12 protein-coding genes and 1 pseudogene are annotated in these 14,536 nt (G+C 65.7%); 12 read left to right on the top strand and 1 reads right to left on the bottom strand.

Going from position 1 to position 14,536, the window contains the following annotated elements:
* Positions 1–38: 38 nt before the first annotated feature.
* From DN388_RS11560 to DN388_RS11540, 5 genes are read left to right on the top strand one after another with little or no spacing between them, the layout of a single operon-like run.
* Complete coding sequence (locus DN388_RS11560) at positions 39–869, top strand: dihydroorotate dehydrogenase electron transfer subunit (RefSeq protein WP_254999882.1); 831 nt, start codon at positions 39–41, stop codon at positions 867–869.
* Positions 869–1,804 (top strand): dihydroorotate dehydrogenase, encoded by a 936-nt coding sequence (locus DN388_RS11555; RefSeq protein ID WP_043864015.1) that lies wholly within the window; start codon positions 869–871, stop codon positions 1,802–1,804. Before DN388_RS11560 ends, DN388_RS11555 begins: the two co-directional genes overlap by 1 nt.
* Positions 1,801–3,057, top strand: coding sequence for a Zn-dependent hydrolase (locus tag DN388_RS11550; RefSeq protein WP_254999881.1), 1,257 nt, complete (start codon positions 1,801–1,803; stop codon positions 3,055–3,057). Before DN388_RS11555 ends, DN388_RS11550 begins: the two co-directional genes overlap by 4 nt.
* Entirely contained in the window at positions 3,054–4,412 is a 1,359-nt protein-coding gene (locus DN388_RS11545) for a dihydroorotase (protein ID WP_123753119.1), read from the top strand. The genes DN388_RS11550 and DN388_RS11545 overlap by 4 nt, the downstream gene beginning before the upstream one ends.
* A gap of 26 nt (positions 4,413–4,438) precedes the next feature.
* Positions 4,439–4,768 carry a hypothetical protein gene (locus tag DN388_RS11540; RefSeq protein ID WP_078481115.1) on the top strand — a complete coding sequence of 110 codons (330 nt, stop codon included), beginning with the start codon at positions 4,439–4,441 and terminating at the stop codon, positions 4,766–4,768.
* Between the two features lie 39 nt (positions 4,769–4,807).
* On the opposite strand, the gene DN388_RS11535 is transcribed toward DN388_RS11540, so the two are convergent.
* Positions 4,808–5,710, bottom strand: a complete 903-nt coding sequence (locus tag DN388_RS11535) for a LysR substrate-binding domain-containing protein (RefSeq protein ID WP_058540305.1) — start codon at positions 5,708–5,710, stop codon at positions 4,808–4,810.
* Positions 5,711–5,858: 148 nt separating this feature from the next.
* On the opposite strand from DN388_RS11535, the gene DN388_RS11530 reads away from it, so the two are divergent.
* From DN388_RS11530 to DN388_RS11500, 7 genes and pseudogenes are all read left to right on the top strand, one after another.
* The gene (locus DN388_RS11530) at positions 5,859–7,442 is read left to right on the top strand and encodes an amidohydrolase (RefSeq protein WP_210014135.1); all 1,584 of its coding nucleotides are present in this window, start codon (positions 5,859–5,861) and stop codon (positions 7,440–7,442) included.
* 93 nt (positions 7,443–7,535) lie between these two features.
* Positions 7,536–9,272: an amidohydrolase gene (locus DN388_RS11525; protein WP_254999878.1), complete on the top strand. Its 1,737-nt coding sequence runs from the start codon at positions 7,536–7,538 to the stop codon at positions 9,270–9,272.
* A 14-nt stretch (positions 9,273–9,286) separates the two neighbouring features.
* Complete coding sequence (locus tag DN388_RS11520; protein ID WP_088514445.1) at positions 9,287–10,288, top strand: GTP-binding protein; 1,002 nt, start codon at positions 9,287–9,289, stop codon at positions 10,286–10,288.
* A gap of 186 nt (positions 10,289–10,474) precedes the next feature.
* On the top strand, positions 10,475–12,076 hold the full coding sequence (locus DN388_RS11515; protein ID WP_043864007.1) for a 5-guanidino-2-oxopentanoate decarboxylase: 1,602 nt from the start codon (positions 10,475–10,477) through the stop codon (positions 12,074–12,076).
* 88 nt (positions 12,077–12,164) lie between these two features.
* Positions 12,165–12,929: pseudogene (locus DN388_RS11510) on the top strand (ABC transporter ATP-binding protein); the annotation flags it as partial.
* Positions 12,930–13,009: 80 nt separating this feature from the next.
* Positions 13,010–13,786 carry a transporter substrate-binding domain-containing protein gene (locus DN388_RS11505; RefSeq protein ID WP_054914377.1) on the top strand — a complete coding sequence of 259 codons (777 nt, stop codon included), beginning with the start codon at positions 13,010–13,012 and terminating at the stop codon, positions 13,784–13,786.
* Between the two features lie 36 nt (positions 13,787–13,822).
* Positions 13,823–14,536, top strand: coding sequence for an ABC transporter permease (locus DN388_RS11500; RefSeq protein ID WP_043864005.1), 714 nt, complete (start codon positions 13,823–13,825; stop codon positions 14,534–14,536).

The following is a 14,536-nucleotide window of genomic DNA, read 5'->3' as shown; positions in this document are numbered from 1 at the left end:
TGCTGTATAAAAAATTAGACAAATGCGAGGCCACCTCAATGAACGTGATTTCCGGCTGCTGCCAGGCGAGTGCCCTGACTCCCCCAGACGACACCTTGGCGGTCGTGATTTCCAACCAATGGGTCAACGATGAATACAAGCGCCTGGTGCTACAGGCCGACGGCGCCGCCAGCCAGTCGCTTCCGGGGCAGTTCTTCAACCTGCTGTGCCCGAGTGAAGGCGAGCACAAGCCGTACTTCCGTCGCCCCATGAGCACCTACAAGGCCGACCCGGCCACGGGCCAGGTGGAGTTTCTGTACAAGGTGACCGGCAAGGGCACCTATGGCCTGGAGACGCTTGGCCAGGCGCAGACCGTGGAGATCCTAGGCCCGCTGGGCAAGGGCTTCGACCTGCAGCCGGGGTGGCAGCACATGATCATCGTGGCCCGGGGTGTGGGGCTGGCCACCCTGGCGCCGCTGGCCGAAGCGGCGCATCGGCTGGGCATCCGCCTGACCGCAGTGCTGAGTGCCCGCAGCGAGAAGAGCCTGCTTTCGCGCGAGCGCTTCGCCTCGCTGGGGGCCGACGTGCGGGTGGTGCTGGATGAGGATGGCAGCAGCTCGCCCGAACGGCTCGAACCGCTGCTGCGCCAGATCATCGCCCGTGAACGCACCGATGCGCTGTTCACGTGTGGCTCCAGGCGGCTGACCCAGTTGCTGAAGAAGCTGAGCGCCGAGCTCGGCCTGGTGGGCCAGGTAGCGCTGGAGCAACAGATGGTGTGCGGCCTGGGCATGTGCCAGTGCTGCGTCGAGGTGTTCGAGGTGGACGGGCTCAGGGTGGGCAAGCGGGTATGCCTCGAAGGCCCTGTATTCGACCTGGCGGAGGTGGTGTGATGATCAATCTGAGCGTACAGGTCGGCGGGTTGCGCCTGAAGAACCCGGTGATGCCGGCATCGGGCACCTTTGCCGAAGAGCTTGCCCACCTGCTGGACTTCAACCAGCTGGGTGCACTGGTGACCAAGACCATCACCACCGAAAAGCGCAGCGGTAACCCGATGCCGCGGGTCTGCGAGCTGAACGACGGGATGATGAATGCCATCGGCATTCCCAGCAAAGGCGCGCAGCTGTTCATCGACAAGGTGGTGCCGTTCTACCGCGACTACGACGCGCCGTTGATCGTGAGCATTTCGGCGCCCACGGCCCAGGGCTTTGCCGACCTGGCGGCGCGGCTGAGCGATGTGCCAGGCGTGGCCGGCATCGAGGCCAATATCTCGTGCCCCAACCTGGAAGCGCATGGCCAGTCGTTCGGCATGCAGGCTGAAAGTACCCGCGACGTGGTGGAGCTGATGCGCCAGGTCACCTCGTTGCCGCTGTGGGTCAAGCTGACCCCCAATGCCGGCGAGGTGGTGCCGGTTGCCCTGGCTGCACAGGAGGCCGGGGCCGATGCCGTCGTGGTGGGCAACACGCTGCTCGGGTTGTCGGTGGACATCGAGCGAGGCCGCGCGCGGCTGGGCAACTTCATGGGCGGCATATCCGGCGCCGCCATCCGCCCGCTGATGGTTCGCCTGACCTATCAATGCGCCCAGGCGCTGGAAATTCCGGTGATTGGCTGTGGTGGCATTGCCACGGCCGACGATGCGCTGGAGTTCATCTATGCCGGCGCCTCGGCGGTGCAAGTGGGTACGGCCACCTTCCTGCACCCGAAAACCATGAACACCATGGTGTCTGAACTGGAGGCCTACTGCCGGCGCAAGGGCGTTGCCTCGATCAGCACCCTGATCGGCGCCCTCGACGATTTGCCCGCCGAGCCGTTTGGAGCCTTGCCATGATCGCGCAATGGCCTGAACAGGCCGCCAGACTGTTCGACACCATCGCCGCCTTGTCACGCGATGCCCAGGAGGGGATTACCCGCGAAAGCTACGGCCCCGGCGAGAGTGACGCCATCGCCTGCCTGAGCGACTTCGCCTTGACCCAGGGGCTGGAGGTGGCAACCGACCGTGCGGGCAACGTGATCTTCACGCGCAAGAGCGACAATGGCCAGCCCGCACTGTGGTACGGCTCGCACCTGGACTCGGTGCCCCAGGGCGGCAACTACGACGGCCTGGCCGGCGTTGTGGCGGGCCTGCTGTGCCTGTGCCGGCTCGACCGCGAGGGCGTTGCCACGGCGCAGCCGGTGCGGGTCATCGGGCTGCGTGGCGAGGAGAGCGCCTGGTACGGCAAGTCGTACATCGGTTCGCGTGCGCTGGTCGGCGGGTTGAGCGAGCACGACCTGCAGCTGACCAACCGCTTCAGCCAGCGCACCCTGGGCCAGGCCATGCAGGCCGTGGGCGCCGACCTGGCAGCGATTGGCCGTCGGCAGTGGCTGGTCGATCGCACCCAGTTTGCCGGCTATCTGGAAGTGCATATCGAGCAGGCGCAGTCGCTGGAGCGCATGGGGCAGGCCGTGGGGATCGTGCCCGGCATCCGCGGCAACCTGCGCCATAACCAGGTTCGCTGCCTGGGCGAAGATGGCCATTCGGGCGCCGTGGCTCGGGAGGACCGCCACGACGCCGTGTTTGCCGTGAGCGAGCTGGTGGCCCGCATCGACCAATGCTGGCGCGAGTACCTCGCGGTCGGGCGAGACCTGGTGGTTACCGTCGGCACACTGGGGACCAACGCGGCGCACCATGCCGTCTCGCGTATTCCCGGCGAGGTCAGCTTCAGCCTCGAGATGCGCAGCCTCGACATGGCCACGCTCGAGGCCTTTCACGCGGTTGCGCTGCACGAGGCACAGGCCATCGAGCAGGCCCGCCAGGTTCGCTTCGAGTTCGACCTGCGTATCGACACGGCCCCGGCGGCCATGCACGCCCCCTGGGTCGAGGCGCTGGTGCGCCAGGCCCGCCAACAAGGCTGGCAGGGCGTGCTCACCCCCAGCGGGGCCGGCCATGACGCTGCGGTTTTCGCCAACGTCGGCATCCCCAGCGCCATGCTGTTCATCCGCAACCAGCACGGCTCGCACAACCCCCACGAGGCCATGGCCCTGGACGACTTTCTGGTGGCCACCGAGGTGCTCTATCACACGACACTGGAGCTGACACCATGAGCGTACCCCGCAATGCCTGGCTGATCCGCAACGCGACCCTGGTCAACGAAGGCCGCACCTGGGCGGCCGATGTGCGGCTGCGCGAGGGCCGCATCGACTGTATCGGGCAGGCCCTGCAGCCGCTTGCCGGGGAGGGCGTGATCGAGGCGCACGGCCTGTGGCTGCTGCCGGGAATGATCGACGATCAGGTGCACTTCAGGGAGCCCGGCCTGACCCACAAGGCGGACATCGCCAGCGAGTCGCGGGCCTGTGCAGCGGGCGGCATCACCAGTTTCATGGAGATGCCCAACACCAACCCGCCCGCGCTCGATCGGGCCAGCCTTGAAGCCAAGTACGCCATCGCCGCCGCATCGAGCGCGGTCAACTACGCCTTCTACATGGGGGCAAGCAACGACAACCTGGCCGCCATTCGCGCCATCGACCCGGCCAGTACGCCAGGGCTGAAGGTGTTCATGGGGGCCTCGACCGGCAACATGCTGGTGGACGATCCCGAGGTATTGAACGAGATCTTCCGGGTTTCGCCAGTGCCGATCATCACCCATTGCGAAGACACGCCCATGATCAATGCCGAGCTGGAAAAGGCCAGGGCGCGCTTTGGCGAGGACATTCCGGCCCGCGAGCACCCGCTGATCCGTTCGCGCCAGGCGTGCATCAGGTCCACTCGGCTGGCCATCGAGCTGGCGCGCAAGCACGGCACGCGCCTGCATGTGCTGCACATCTCCACGGCAGAAGAGCTGCAGCTGTTCGAGCCCGGCCCCCTCAGCGGCAAGCGCATCACCGCCGAAACCTGCGTGCACTTTCTGCACTTCACCGATCACGACTACGAGCGGCTGGGCTTTCTGATCAAGTGCAACCCGGCGATCAAGTCGGCCAGTGACCGCGACGCCATCGTCAAGGCGCTGGCCGAAGGTCGGCTCGACGTGCTGGCGACCGACCATGCCCCGCACCTGCTCGAAGAAAAGCGCAGCACTTACGCCAAGGCGCCGTCAGGCATTCCGCTGGTGCAGTACGCGCTGCAGGCCGCCCTGGAGCGTGTCTTCTGCGGGGAGCTGAGCCTGGAGCGTCTGGTCGAGGTGGTCAGCCACGCACCGGCGCAGCTGTTCCAGGTCAGTGGCCGGGGCTACCTGCGCGAGGGCTACGCCGCCGACCTGGTGCTCGTCGACCCGCAGCGCCCGCACCGGGTGAGCAATGACCAGGTGCTGTCCAAATGCGGCTGGACGCCGTTTGCCGGTACCGAGTTCTCATCGAGCATCGTCGCCACGTTCGTCAATGGCGAACGGGTGTGGGACGGCGCCACGGTGAACAGTGCAGTCCGTGGGCAACGACTTTCCTTCAACCGCGCCACGCCTGCCTAGTGGCGCAACAAGAGGTACGAACAACGATGAATTTTCATGAAATGGTGCAACGCTTCGCCGCCGCGCTGCCGGGCACCGACTCGTTCAAGCAGGCCAACGCCGACTGTGAGGCCATCATCCGTGACGAGCCGTTCCAGGCCGGCGCGGCCTTTCTGGTCGCGGGCTTTTGCCGCAGCTACGTGCTCATCTACGAGGATCAGGGGCTGGAGCACGACTTCGCCCTGCGCAACCAGCGCCAGCTGCTCGAGTACATGAACAGCCTGCAGGCGGCCCTGGCGACGTGCGATCACGCGATTGCGCACCAGGCACTGATCGAGGTGGTGACCCATTACGCCAGGAGCGAGCGGATTTTCTAGGGCGGCGGCTGGCGGCGCCAGCAGGCCGGAGCCAACGGCCTAGAGCGCCGTCCAGGACTGCCTCGAAGCCTGCAGCTGGTTCTTGATCCAGTTGGTAAAGGCCCGCACGGCGGGCCGCTCGCACTTCTGCAGGTCGGTGACCAGGTAGTAGCCGCGGTGCGAGTGGATGACGATATCGAAGGGGCGCACCAGCAGCCCCTTGGCCATGGAGTCGCCACACAACAGGTTGTCGCCCATGGCAACGCCCTGGGCCGCGATGCACGCCGCCTGTGCGCAATGTGCATCGGAAAACAGGATGCCGGTGGCCACGTTCAGCTCCGGGGTGTTCGCCGCCGCCTGCCACACCCGCCAGTCGCTGTAGTCGCTCATGTGCAGCAATGGGAACGCGGCCAGGTCCTGCGGGGTCTTGAGCCCGCCCAGGGCGTTGATCAGCCGCGGGCTGCAGACCGGAAAGTAGTTCAGCGCCGCTATCTGTTCCACCTGCATGCCAGGCCAGTCGCCGATACCGTAGGAGATGAACAGGTCGGCGTTGTGGTTGCTCACGTCATCCGCCGTGGTCGGTGTGACCATGTGCAACTGGACCTGGGGGTATTCCTTCACGAAGCCGCCGATGTGATGGCACAGCCAGTAGGTGGAAAACCCCGAGCTGCAACTGATGGTCAACTTGCCATACACCTCCTGGTCATCGACCCGCCGGCCTGCATCCTCCAGGTTGGCCAGCAGGCGCTGGATCTCCCGGGCGTAGCGTTCGCCGCGAAACGTCAGCGAGATACCCCGGCCCTGGCGCTCGGTCAGGGCAAAGCCGAGGGTGTCCTCCATGCCCGTGATCTGGTGGCTGATGGCGCTGCGGGTGAGGTTGAGCTCAAGCGCCGCGGCAGTCACGCTGCCCAACCGGGCAACCGCTTCCAGGGCACGTAACGCGGGCATCGAGGGTAGACGCATGGGGCGCTCCACTGACTTATTGTTGAGCAAATATAAACATTAATGGCGAAATAAATCGATTGTCGTATTTTCTGGTTCAACAATACTAGGCAGGCCCTGCGGGTCCGAGCCGCTCAGCGGGGTCACATACCAATAAGGAATGCCCTGCATGATCGAGCCCAAGGCCTTTGCCCAGAACTGGGTGGACCAACAGCAAACGACCCTGTCCGACTGGCACCAGGTGATCTGGCACTATGCCGAGCCGGCCTTTCGTGAGTACAAGTCCTGCGCCTGGTACGTCGAGCTGCTGCGCAGGCAAGGGTTCGAGGTGGAGGAGGGCAGCGGCGGCATGCCTACCGCCTTCTGCGCCACGTTTCGCAACGGCGACGGCCCTGTGCTGGCGACCTACGCGGAGTACGACGCGGTGCCGGGCAACAACCAGGCAGCGACCACCCGGCGCCAGCCGCGCGAAGGGCTGTCGCGTTTCGCCCCGGGGCATACCGACCCTCATTCGGCGCTGGGCATCAGTGCCCTGGGTGGCCTGCTGGCCGCCAAGGCCGCCATGCTCGAACATGGCCTTGCGGGCACGCTGAAATTCTTCGGCGAGCCGGCGGAAAAGCTGCGCGCCTCCAAGCCGGTGCACGCGGCCAAGGGCTATTACGATGACCTGGACGCGGCCATCAGCTTCCACCCCACGTACATGCTGCCGCTGAACAACACCACTACCTGGGATACGCACTGCGGCATCGCCTACGCCTACATCTATACCTTCACCTGCGATTCGCCCCAGGACTGGATCGCAGCGGACAAGTACAGCCCGATCCCGCAGAACCACCTGGCCGCCAGGGCGCCTGGGGCCAACGACGCGCTGGTGCACTTCTATACCCTGAACGAAAGCATGCGCCGCTCCACGTTGCCGTTCACCGGGCTGTGGAGCTACAACGAGGCGATCCTCACCGCCGGCCAGGCCACGGCCGACAACCTGCCGCCGCACATCGCGCAGATCCAGTACCTGTCGCGCTGCGACTCGCTCGAGCAGGCCGAGGCCATCTCCCAGGTGATGGACAACAACGCTGCCGCCGCCGCCCTGGCCACCGGCTGCCAGTGGAACAAGACCTGGGTGTGCAAGTCCCGTGGCGGGCTGCCCAACCATGTGCTGGCGCAGGCCACCTACGACAACCTGCAGGCCATCGGCGCCCCCACCTGGGACGACGAGGCCATCGCCATCGCGCAGCAGATCCAGGGCAACCTGGGGCTCGAACCCATGGCCCGGCCGTTTCTGCCCGAAACCGAAACCCTGATCGACCCACAGGAGTGCGAGCGCCTGCTGCGCCAGCAGATGCCCGCCTGGCAAAAGCACCTGACCTCGGACGACTACCCCGAATACACCTGGCATTGCCCGACCGTGCGCCTGCTGGTGGCCCGCCCGATGCTCTCGGCACCGCCTGGCTACACCTACCCGGACTGGGTGCCCAATGCTCTGGGCGGCATCCGCCAGACCATCGACCCGATGATCCAGGTGGCGGCCAAGACCATCGGTGCCACCCTGATCGACCTGCTCACGCGGCCCGAGCTGCTGGCCGCCGCCCGCCAGGAATTCACCGAGCGTACCGGCGGCGGCATTGGCGGCACACGCTGGCAGGCGCCGCTGCTGCCCCGGGACTTCAAGGTCCCGCATGACTTCCGCTGGCCCGAATACATCCGCACCGCCCGTGGCGAGGAGTGGTGGATTCCGGCCCGGGACGACGAATAGCCGACCGGCGACGGCGCCTGCGGCGCCTTTTACCCAACCTGGTTTTCTTGGACTGGTACCGCGCGGCGGTGCCATGCAAAGGTGTTCCCTGCGATGAGTGCGATGACCGATTACCGCTCCAGCCATGTGCCCGGCCCCCAAGGCGCCGCCGACCTGGTGTTTCTGAATGGCCGCATCTATACGGTCGATGAGTCTGCCCCCTGGGCCGAAGCCGTGGCCATTCGCAATGGCAGCTTCGTCGCGGTGGGCAGCAACGACGAGGCGAAGGCGTTCGTCGGCCCGCGCACCCAGGTGGTGGACCTGGACGGCCGTTTCGTGATGCCGGGTATCTACGACATGCACACCCACCCGGACCTCAAGCTTGCGCCCGGGTACTCCGGCTACCTCGAAGTCGGCGTCAGCGATCCGACCCCGGAGCAGGTGCGCCAGGCCATTCTCGACTATGCGGCCGAGCACCCGGGCGACGGCTGGGTGTATGGGCAGTACTTCGTGCGCTACACCTTCAAGCAGGCCGGGCTGGTGCCGTCGCGCCAATGGCTGGACAGCGTGCTGCCGGACCGCCCGGTGGCGATCCTGGATCGCTCCTGGGGCTGCATGATGGTCAACTCCAGGGCGCTCGAGATCGCCGGGATCGACGCCGACACCATCGACCCGCGCCACGGCTACATCGAGCGCGACAGCGTCACCGGCGAGCCGACCGGCATCCTGGTGGACGGCGCCTATGCACTGATGCACGCCGCCATGCCGCCCACGCCGCAACACGCCCTGAAGCGTGCCTACCGCGAAGGGGTGTGGTTCCAGAGCGGTCATGGGGTGGTGGGCACCAAGTATGTGCACGTGTGCGAGCACCGTCTCAATGCGCTCAAGGCCATCGACCAGGCGGGCGAGCTGTCGGTGCGCGTGGAGGCCGCGATCAGCTGGCAGGACGACATCTTCCCGGTCAAGCGGCGCTGGGAGCTGCTGGCGGGTGAGCGTCACTTCTATCGCAGCGCACGGCTCAACGCCAATGCGGTCAAGTTCCACTTCGACGGCACCCACGAATCGCGCTCGTCGTACCTGTCCAGCGCATGGCCGGGGGAGGAGCGCTGGCGCGGCCACCTCAACCTGACCCCCGAGCACATCACCGACATGGTGGTGGACATGGACCGCCGGGGTATCCGGGTCATCGCCCATTGCACCGGTGACGGCGCCTCCGACCTGTTCCTCGATGCCGTGGCCATGGCGCGGGCCAAGAACGGGCCCGACGGCGTGCGCCACCAGTGCGCGCACAGCACCACCTTGCTGGATGCCAACCTGCCGCGTTTTGCCGCGCTCAACGTCACCGCCGAGTTCTCCCCGGTGGGCTGGTTCCCTTCATCGTTCGCCAACGCCCGCGCCGTGTTCGGCGAGGACCGCATGCAGCGCGCCTACAACTTCAAGGGCGTGTTCGAGCATGGCGGCGTTGCGGTGATGGGCACCGACTGGCCGGTGTCCAGCATCAACCCCTGGGTCGGCTTCGAGGCCATGGTCACCCGGCAGAACCCGTTCGGCGAGGAGCAGGGCAGTTTCTACGGCTCGCCCATCAGCCTGGAGCAGGCCATGCGCGTGATGACCATCAACGGGGCGTGGTGCATGGGTATCGAGGACAAGGCCGGCTCCATCGAGACGGGCAAGTCCGCCGACCTGATCGTGCTCGATCGCAACCTGTTCGAGGTGGAGCCCAAGGGCAACATTCACAACACCCAGGTGCAGATCACCGTGCTCGAAGGTGAAATCACCTGGGACCGCAACGGCGAGTTCGATGCCGGCACCCACGCGGCCACCTGGCGCCGTGAACTCCCCAACTTCTGAGGCGGGCCGTTTTGATGAACAAGCAGTCTCCCATTCCGGTGACGCTGGTGTCGGGGTTTCTCGGCTCCGGCAAGACCACCCTGCTCAACAAGATCCTGGGCAGCGATCACGGCTTGCGCATGGCGGTGATGGTCAATGACTTTGGCGCGATCAACATCGACAGCGAGCTGATCGTCAGCCAGACCCAGACCACCCTCAGCCTGGCCAACGGCTGCATCTGCTGCACGGTTGAAAGCGACCTGATCGAGCAACTGGGGCGCCTGCTCGGCGACCGGCAGAACCGCCCGGAGTACATTCTGATCGAGGCGAGCGGGGTGTCGAGCCCGGGCAAGATCGCCCGCACGCTGAAGTACCCGCAGTTTCGCGATGCGCTGTCGATCGACAGCATCATCACGGTGGTGGACACCGAGCAGTTCGGGCAGCTCGAGGGCGAGATGGCGCAGTTGGCCATGGACCAGCTGGACGTGGCGGACATCATCGTGCTGAACAAGGTGGACCGGGTCGAACGCAGCCAGATCGAGGCGCTCAAGAGCCGCTGGCTGTACCCCCGGGCGCGAATGCTCGAATGCCAGTATGGCGATGTACCGCTGGAGCTGGTGCTGGGCGTGGGGCGCGGCAACCCGCTGGCGTCCTTCACGCCGGCCAAGGCGGCCTCAGCGCCGAGCATGGGCGGGCACGCGGCAGATCACGCCAGCGTGTTCGAGTCCTGGAGTTTCGCCAGCGACAGACCGATGGCGCTCGACACGCTGCGCGCGACGCTGGCGCAACTGCCGGCGTCGATCTATCGGGCCAAGGGCACGCTGCACATCGCCGAAGTGCCGGGCAAGCGGTTCATCATGCACCTGGTCGGTAGCCGCTGCGAGATCCTGCCCGACCGCGCCTGGGGCGATGAAACGCCCCACACCCGGCTCGTGTGCATCGGCAAGCGCGGCACCCTGGCCCCCGAGGCGCTCGAGGCCGGCTTCCAGGCGTGCGTTGTCCACACAAATGACAAGCTTTATTCACATCATGGGTGAAGCGGAATTGGCGACGGCCTCCGGCAGGTTCAGCAATGTGGGTGGTAGTGGCCTTTTGGCCTGTGCGGAGGGGGCAGGAGTGGTGAGCAGATATCAACAATCAGCCAAATTTAATTCGATTGTGGTTGCCCAGCATCTACTGAAAAATGCCTCGGCGGTCTGGTAAAAATAACAGGAGAAGACCCAATGACTAGTTGTGCTCAGGCGCTCGTCAAACTGCTTGAAGGTTATGGTGTGGACACCGTGTTCGGTATTCCGGGCGTGCACACTGTTGAGTTGTATCGCGGATTGCACGGTAGCCGGCTTCGCCATGTCAGCCCTCGCCACGAGCAGGGCGCAGGGTTCATGGCGGACGGCTATGCCCGAGCCAGTGGCAAGCCGGGGGTGTGCTTCATCATCACAGGCCCCGGCATGACCAACATTCTGACCGCCATGGGCCAGGCCTACGCCGACTCGGTGCCGATGCTGGTGATTTCCACCACCAGCCGTCGCGAGCACCAGCGGCTGGGGCACGGTTACCTGCACGAACTGCCTGACCAGCGCGCCATGGTGGCCGGCGTGTGTGCCTTCAGCCATACCCTGCAGCGCCCGCAGGAACTGCCGGAGGTGATTGCCCGTGCCTTCGCGCTGTTCGGTTGCGCCCGGCCGCGCCCGGTTCATATCGAGATCCCGCTGGATGTGCTGGAAATGCCGGCCGATGGCCTGGACCTGAGCCCTCGCGCATTGCCGCTGGCCAGCGCGCCTGCCGAGGCGGCCGTACAGCAGGCCGCCGCCTTGCTGGGCGCGGCACGGCGGCCGCTGATTCTCGCCGGCGGCGGCGCGCGCGGTGCCAGTGATGCACTGCGGGCACTGGCCGAGCGTCTCCAGGCCCCCGTTGCGCTGACCACCAATGCACGCGGCATCCTGCCGCCTGCGCACCCGCTGCTGCTCGATGGCGTGCAATCGTCCGCCCATGGCCGGGCACTCTTTGCCCAGGCGGATGTGGTGCTGGCGGTGGGCACCGAGCTGGGCGAAACCGACTACGACTTCTTCGGCCTCGGGCCACTGGCCCTGCAGGTGCCGGTGATTCGCCTGGACATCGACCCGATGCAGATCCTGGGCGTGCAACGCGCAGCCGTCGGGCTGCTTGGCGACGCACGGTTGGGGCTGCAGGCCCTGATCGCAGCGCTGCCCGGGGCGGCCGCAGACAGTGACTGGGCCGCGTTGAACGTGCCGCGGGTCAATGCCGCCGAGCGCGGCAGCTGGACCGGCAGGCAGCAGGCCATGCAGGCGCTGCTGGATACGCTGCGCGACAGCCTGCCGGCGCCGATCCTGGTTGGCGATTCGACGCAGCCGGTGTACCAGGGCGCGCTGGGCTATCGCGCACCGGCCCCGTGCACCTGGTTCAACGCCGGTACCGGGTACGGAACGCTGGGCTACGGCCTGCCGGCGGCCATCGGTGCCAAGGTTGCCCTGCCTGAACGTGCCGTGGTGGCGCTGGTGGGCGATGGTGGTTTGCAGTTCTCGAGCGCCGAACTGATCGCGGCGCGCGAGCACGGCATCGGGGTCATCCTGGTGCTGTGGAACAACCAGTGCTACGGCGAAATTCGCGACTACATGACGGCGCGCGACATTGCGCCCCTGGGCGTGGACATCCTCACGCCGGACTTCGCGGCCTTCGCACGCTCCTGTCATGTGCAGTACCACACCGCCGGCAGCCTGGACGGGTTGCGCGATCTGCTGCAAGGCCTGGAGAGCGGCGAGCCGCACGTCATCGAACTGAACGCCTCGGACTTTCTGCCTGCCTGACGGGGCTGTCCGGTCGGGTTGATCAACAACAATGGGACATCGAAGCATGATCCACGAAAAAGGGCTGCCAAGCATGCAGTCGACCCCCGTCGTCGCCATCGATGACCTGCACAAGAGCTACGGCGACCATCACGTCCTCAAAGGGATCTCCCTGCGTGCCCATGAGGGGGACGTGGTGTCCCTGATCGGTTCCAGCGGCTCGGGCAAGAGCACCTTGCTGCGCTGCATCAACCTGCTGGAGATTCCCAACGCCGGCAGCCTGCGCGTGAACGACGAGGAAGTCAGGTTCAGGCAGGGGCGTGGCGGGGTGCGCGAGATCGCCGACCTGCGCCAGGTCGAGCGGCTTCGTGCGACCCTGAGCATGGTGTTCCAGAACTTCAACCTGTGGCCGCATCGCACCGTGCTGGAGAACGTGATCGAGGCCCCGGTGCATGTACTGGGTGAGAAGCGCCAGGACGCGATCGCGCATGCCGAGCAGTTGCTGGAGAAGGTCGGGCTGGCCCACAAGCGCCACGACTACCCCTCGTTTCTGTCCGGTGGCCAGCAGCAACGGGTCGCCATCGCGCGGGCACTGGCGGTACGGCCCAAGGTGATGCTGTTCGACGAACCTACCTCGGCGCTGGACCCGGAGCTGGTGGGCGACGTGTTGAAGGTGATCCGCGACATCGCGCAGGAGGGCCGCACGATGATCCTGGTGACCCACGAGATGGCGTTCGCGCGGGATGTCTCCACCCAGGTCGTGTACCTGCATCAGGGCCAGATCGAAGAGCAGGGCCCACCGCAACAGGTGATGCTCGACCCGCACAGCGAGCGGTGCCGCCAGTTCGTGATGGCGCAGAACAATCGCTCATAACAACACTATTCATCCGCGGGGGCGTGCCCCTGCATTGTCCGCTGCCAAAAACCAAACAATAGCTGCATAAGGACTGTTAAATGAAAAAGACACTCGTTGCTGTCGTGCACTCGCTCCTGCTGGCCGGGGCGATCAATGTCGCTCACGCCCAGGACAAGGTGGTGTTCGCGATTTCCCAGGAACCCTACCCGCCGTTTTCCTTCAGAAACAGCAATGGTGCGTGGAGCGGTTTCGAGCCTGACCTGATCAGCGAAGTGTGCAAGCGCATGCAGGCCGAGTGCTCGCTCAAGGGAATGGCCTGGGACGGCCTGATTCCGGCGCTGCGCTCCAAGCAGGTGGACGTCATCATGAACTCGATGTCCATCACCCCCGAACGCGAGCAGGTGGTGGACTTCAGCGACCCGTACATCGAGACGCCCGCACTGTGGGTCGGGGATGCCGCCCTGGAACTGACGCCTACCCCGGAAGGGCTCAAGGGCAAGATCATCGGCGTGCAGGGCTCGACCAGCCATTCTGCCTACGTCAAGGAGTACTTCGGCAAAGGCTCGACCATCCGCTACTACAACGACCAGGACGACCTGCTGGCCGACCTGCGCAGCGGCCGCATCGACATCATGCTGGCCGACAAGATCTCGGTGGAGCCGATGCTGGCACTGCCCGACAACGCGATGCTGGCCGGCAAGGGCATCGCGCCGGCCGACCCGCTGTTCGGCAAGGGCATCGGCGCGGCGGTGCGCAAGGGCGACGATGCCCTGCGCGAGAAGCTGAACCAGGCGCTCAAGGCCGTGCGCGAAGACGGCACCTACGACGCCATTGGTGCGCGCTACTTCAAATCCAGTGTCACAGCCGCCCAATGAGGCGGTTGAAACCTGCGCGGGTGATCGGGTGCCTGTATGACCATTTCTGAAATGTCCAATCTGCTGTTCGCCGAGGGCTGGATTCAAACCCTGGCCCAGGGCGCGGTGAAAACCCTGGGTATCTCCCTGGGGGCCTTCGCGCTGGGCCTGTGCATCGGCCTGCTCGTCGCGTTGATCAAGCTCAGGGGGCCACGCTGGATGGTCGCCTGTGCCAACTGCTACACCACGCTGTACCGCGCCGTGCCGGAACTGCTGCTGATCCTGCTGCTGTACTACGCAGGCACCGACCTGCTGAACCTGGCGATGGCCGCGATGGGCCGGCCCAGTGTCGAGATCAACGGTTTTCTGGCTGCGGTCGTGGTGCTGGGGATTGTCCAGGGCGCCTACTCGGGTGAGGTGATTCGCGGCGCCGTCGAGGCCATTCCTGCGGGGCTGGTGGAGGCCGGCAGGGCCTACGGCATGTCGCGCGCAAAGCTGTTGAGCCGGATCATCCTGCCGTGCATGTTGCCGTTCGCCATCGCGGGCCTGTCGAACCTGTGGCTGGTGCTGGTCAAGGAAAGTGCGCTGATCAGCGTGGTGGGCTACAGCGAACTGCTGACCGCCGGGCGTCAGGCGGCGGCCAGCACCAAGCACTACCTGCTGTTCTACCTGGTGGTCGCGGCGTTCTATTACGTCATCACCCTGGTTTCCAGCATGGTGTTCCGCAAGTTCGAGGCCGGCTTCGAACGCTGGATGCCCAGGAACGTATAA

It is taken from the genome of Pseudomonas sp. S12(2018) (assembly GCF_024355235.1).
GTDB classification, from domain to species: domain Bacteria; phylum Pseudomonadota; class Gammaproteobacteria; order Pseudomonadales; family Pseudomonadaceae; genus Aquipseudomonas; species Aquipseudomonas palmensis.
Note: the sequence above shows the minus strand (reverse complement) of the source record. Positions and strands in the feature narration are given on the sequence as shown.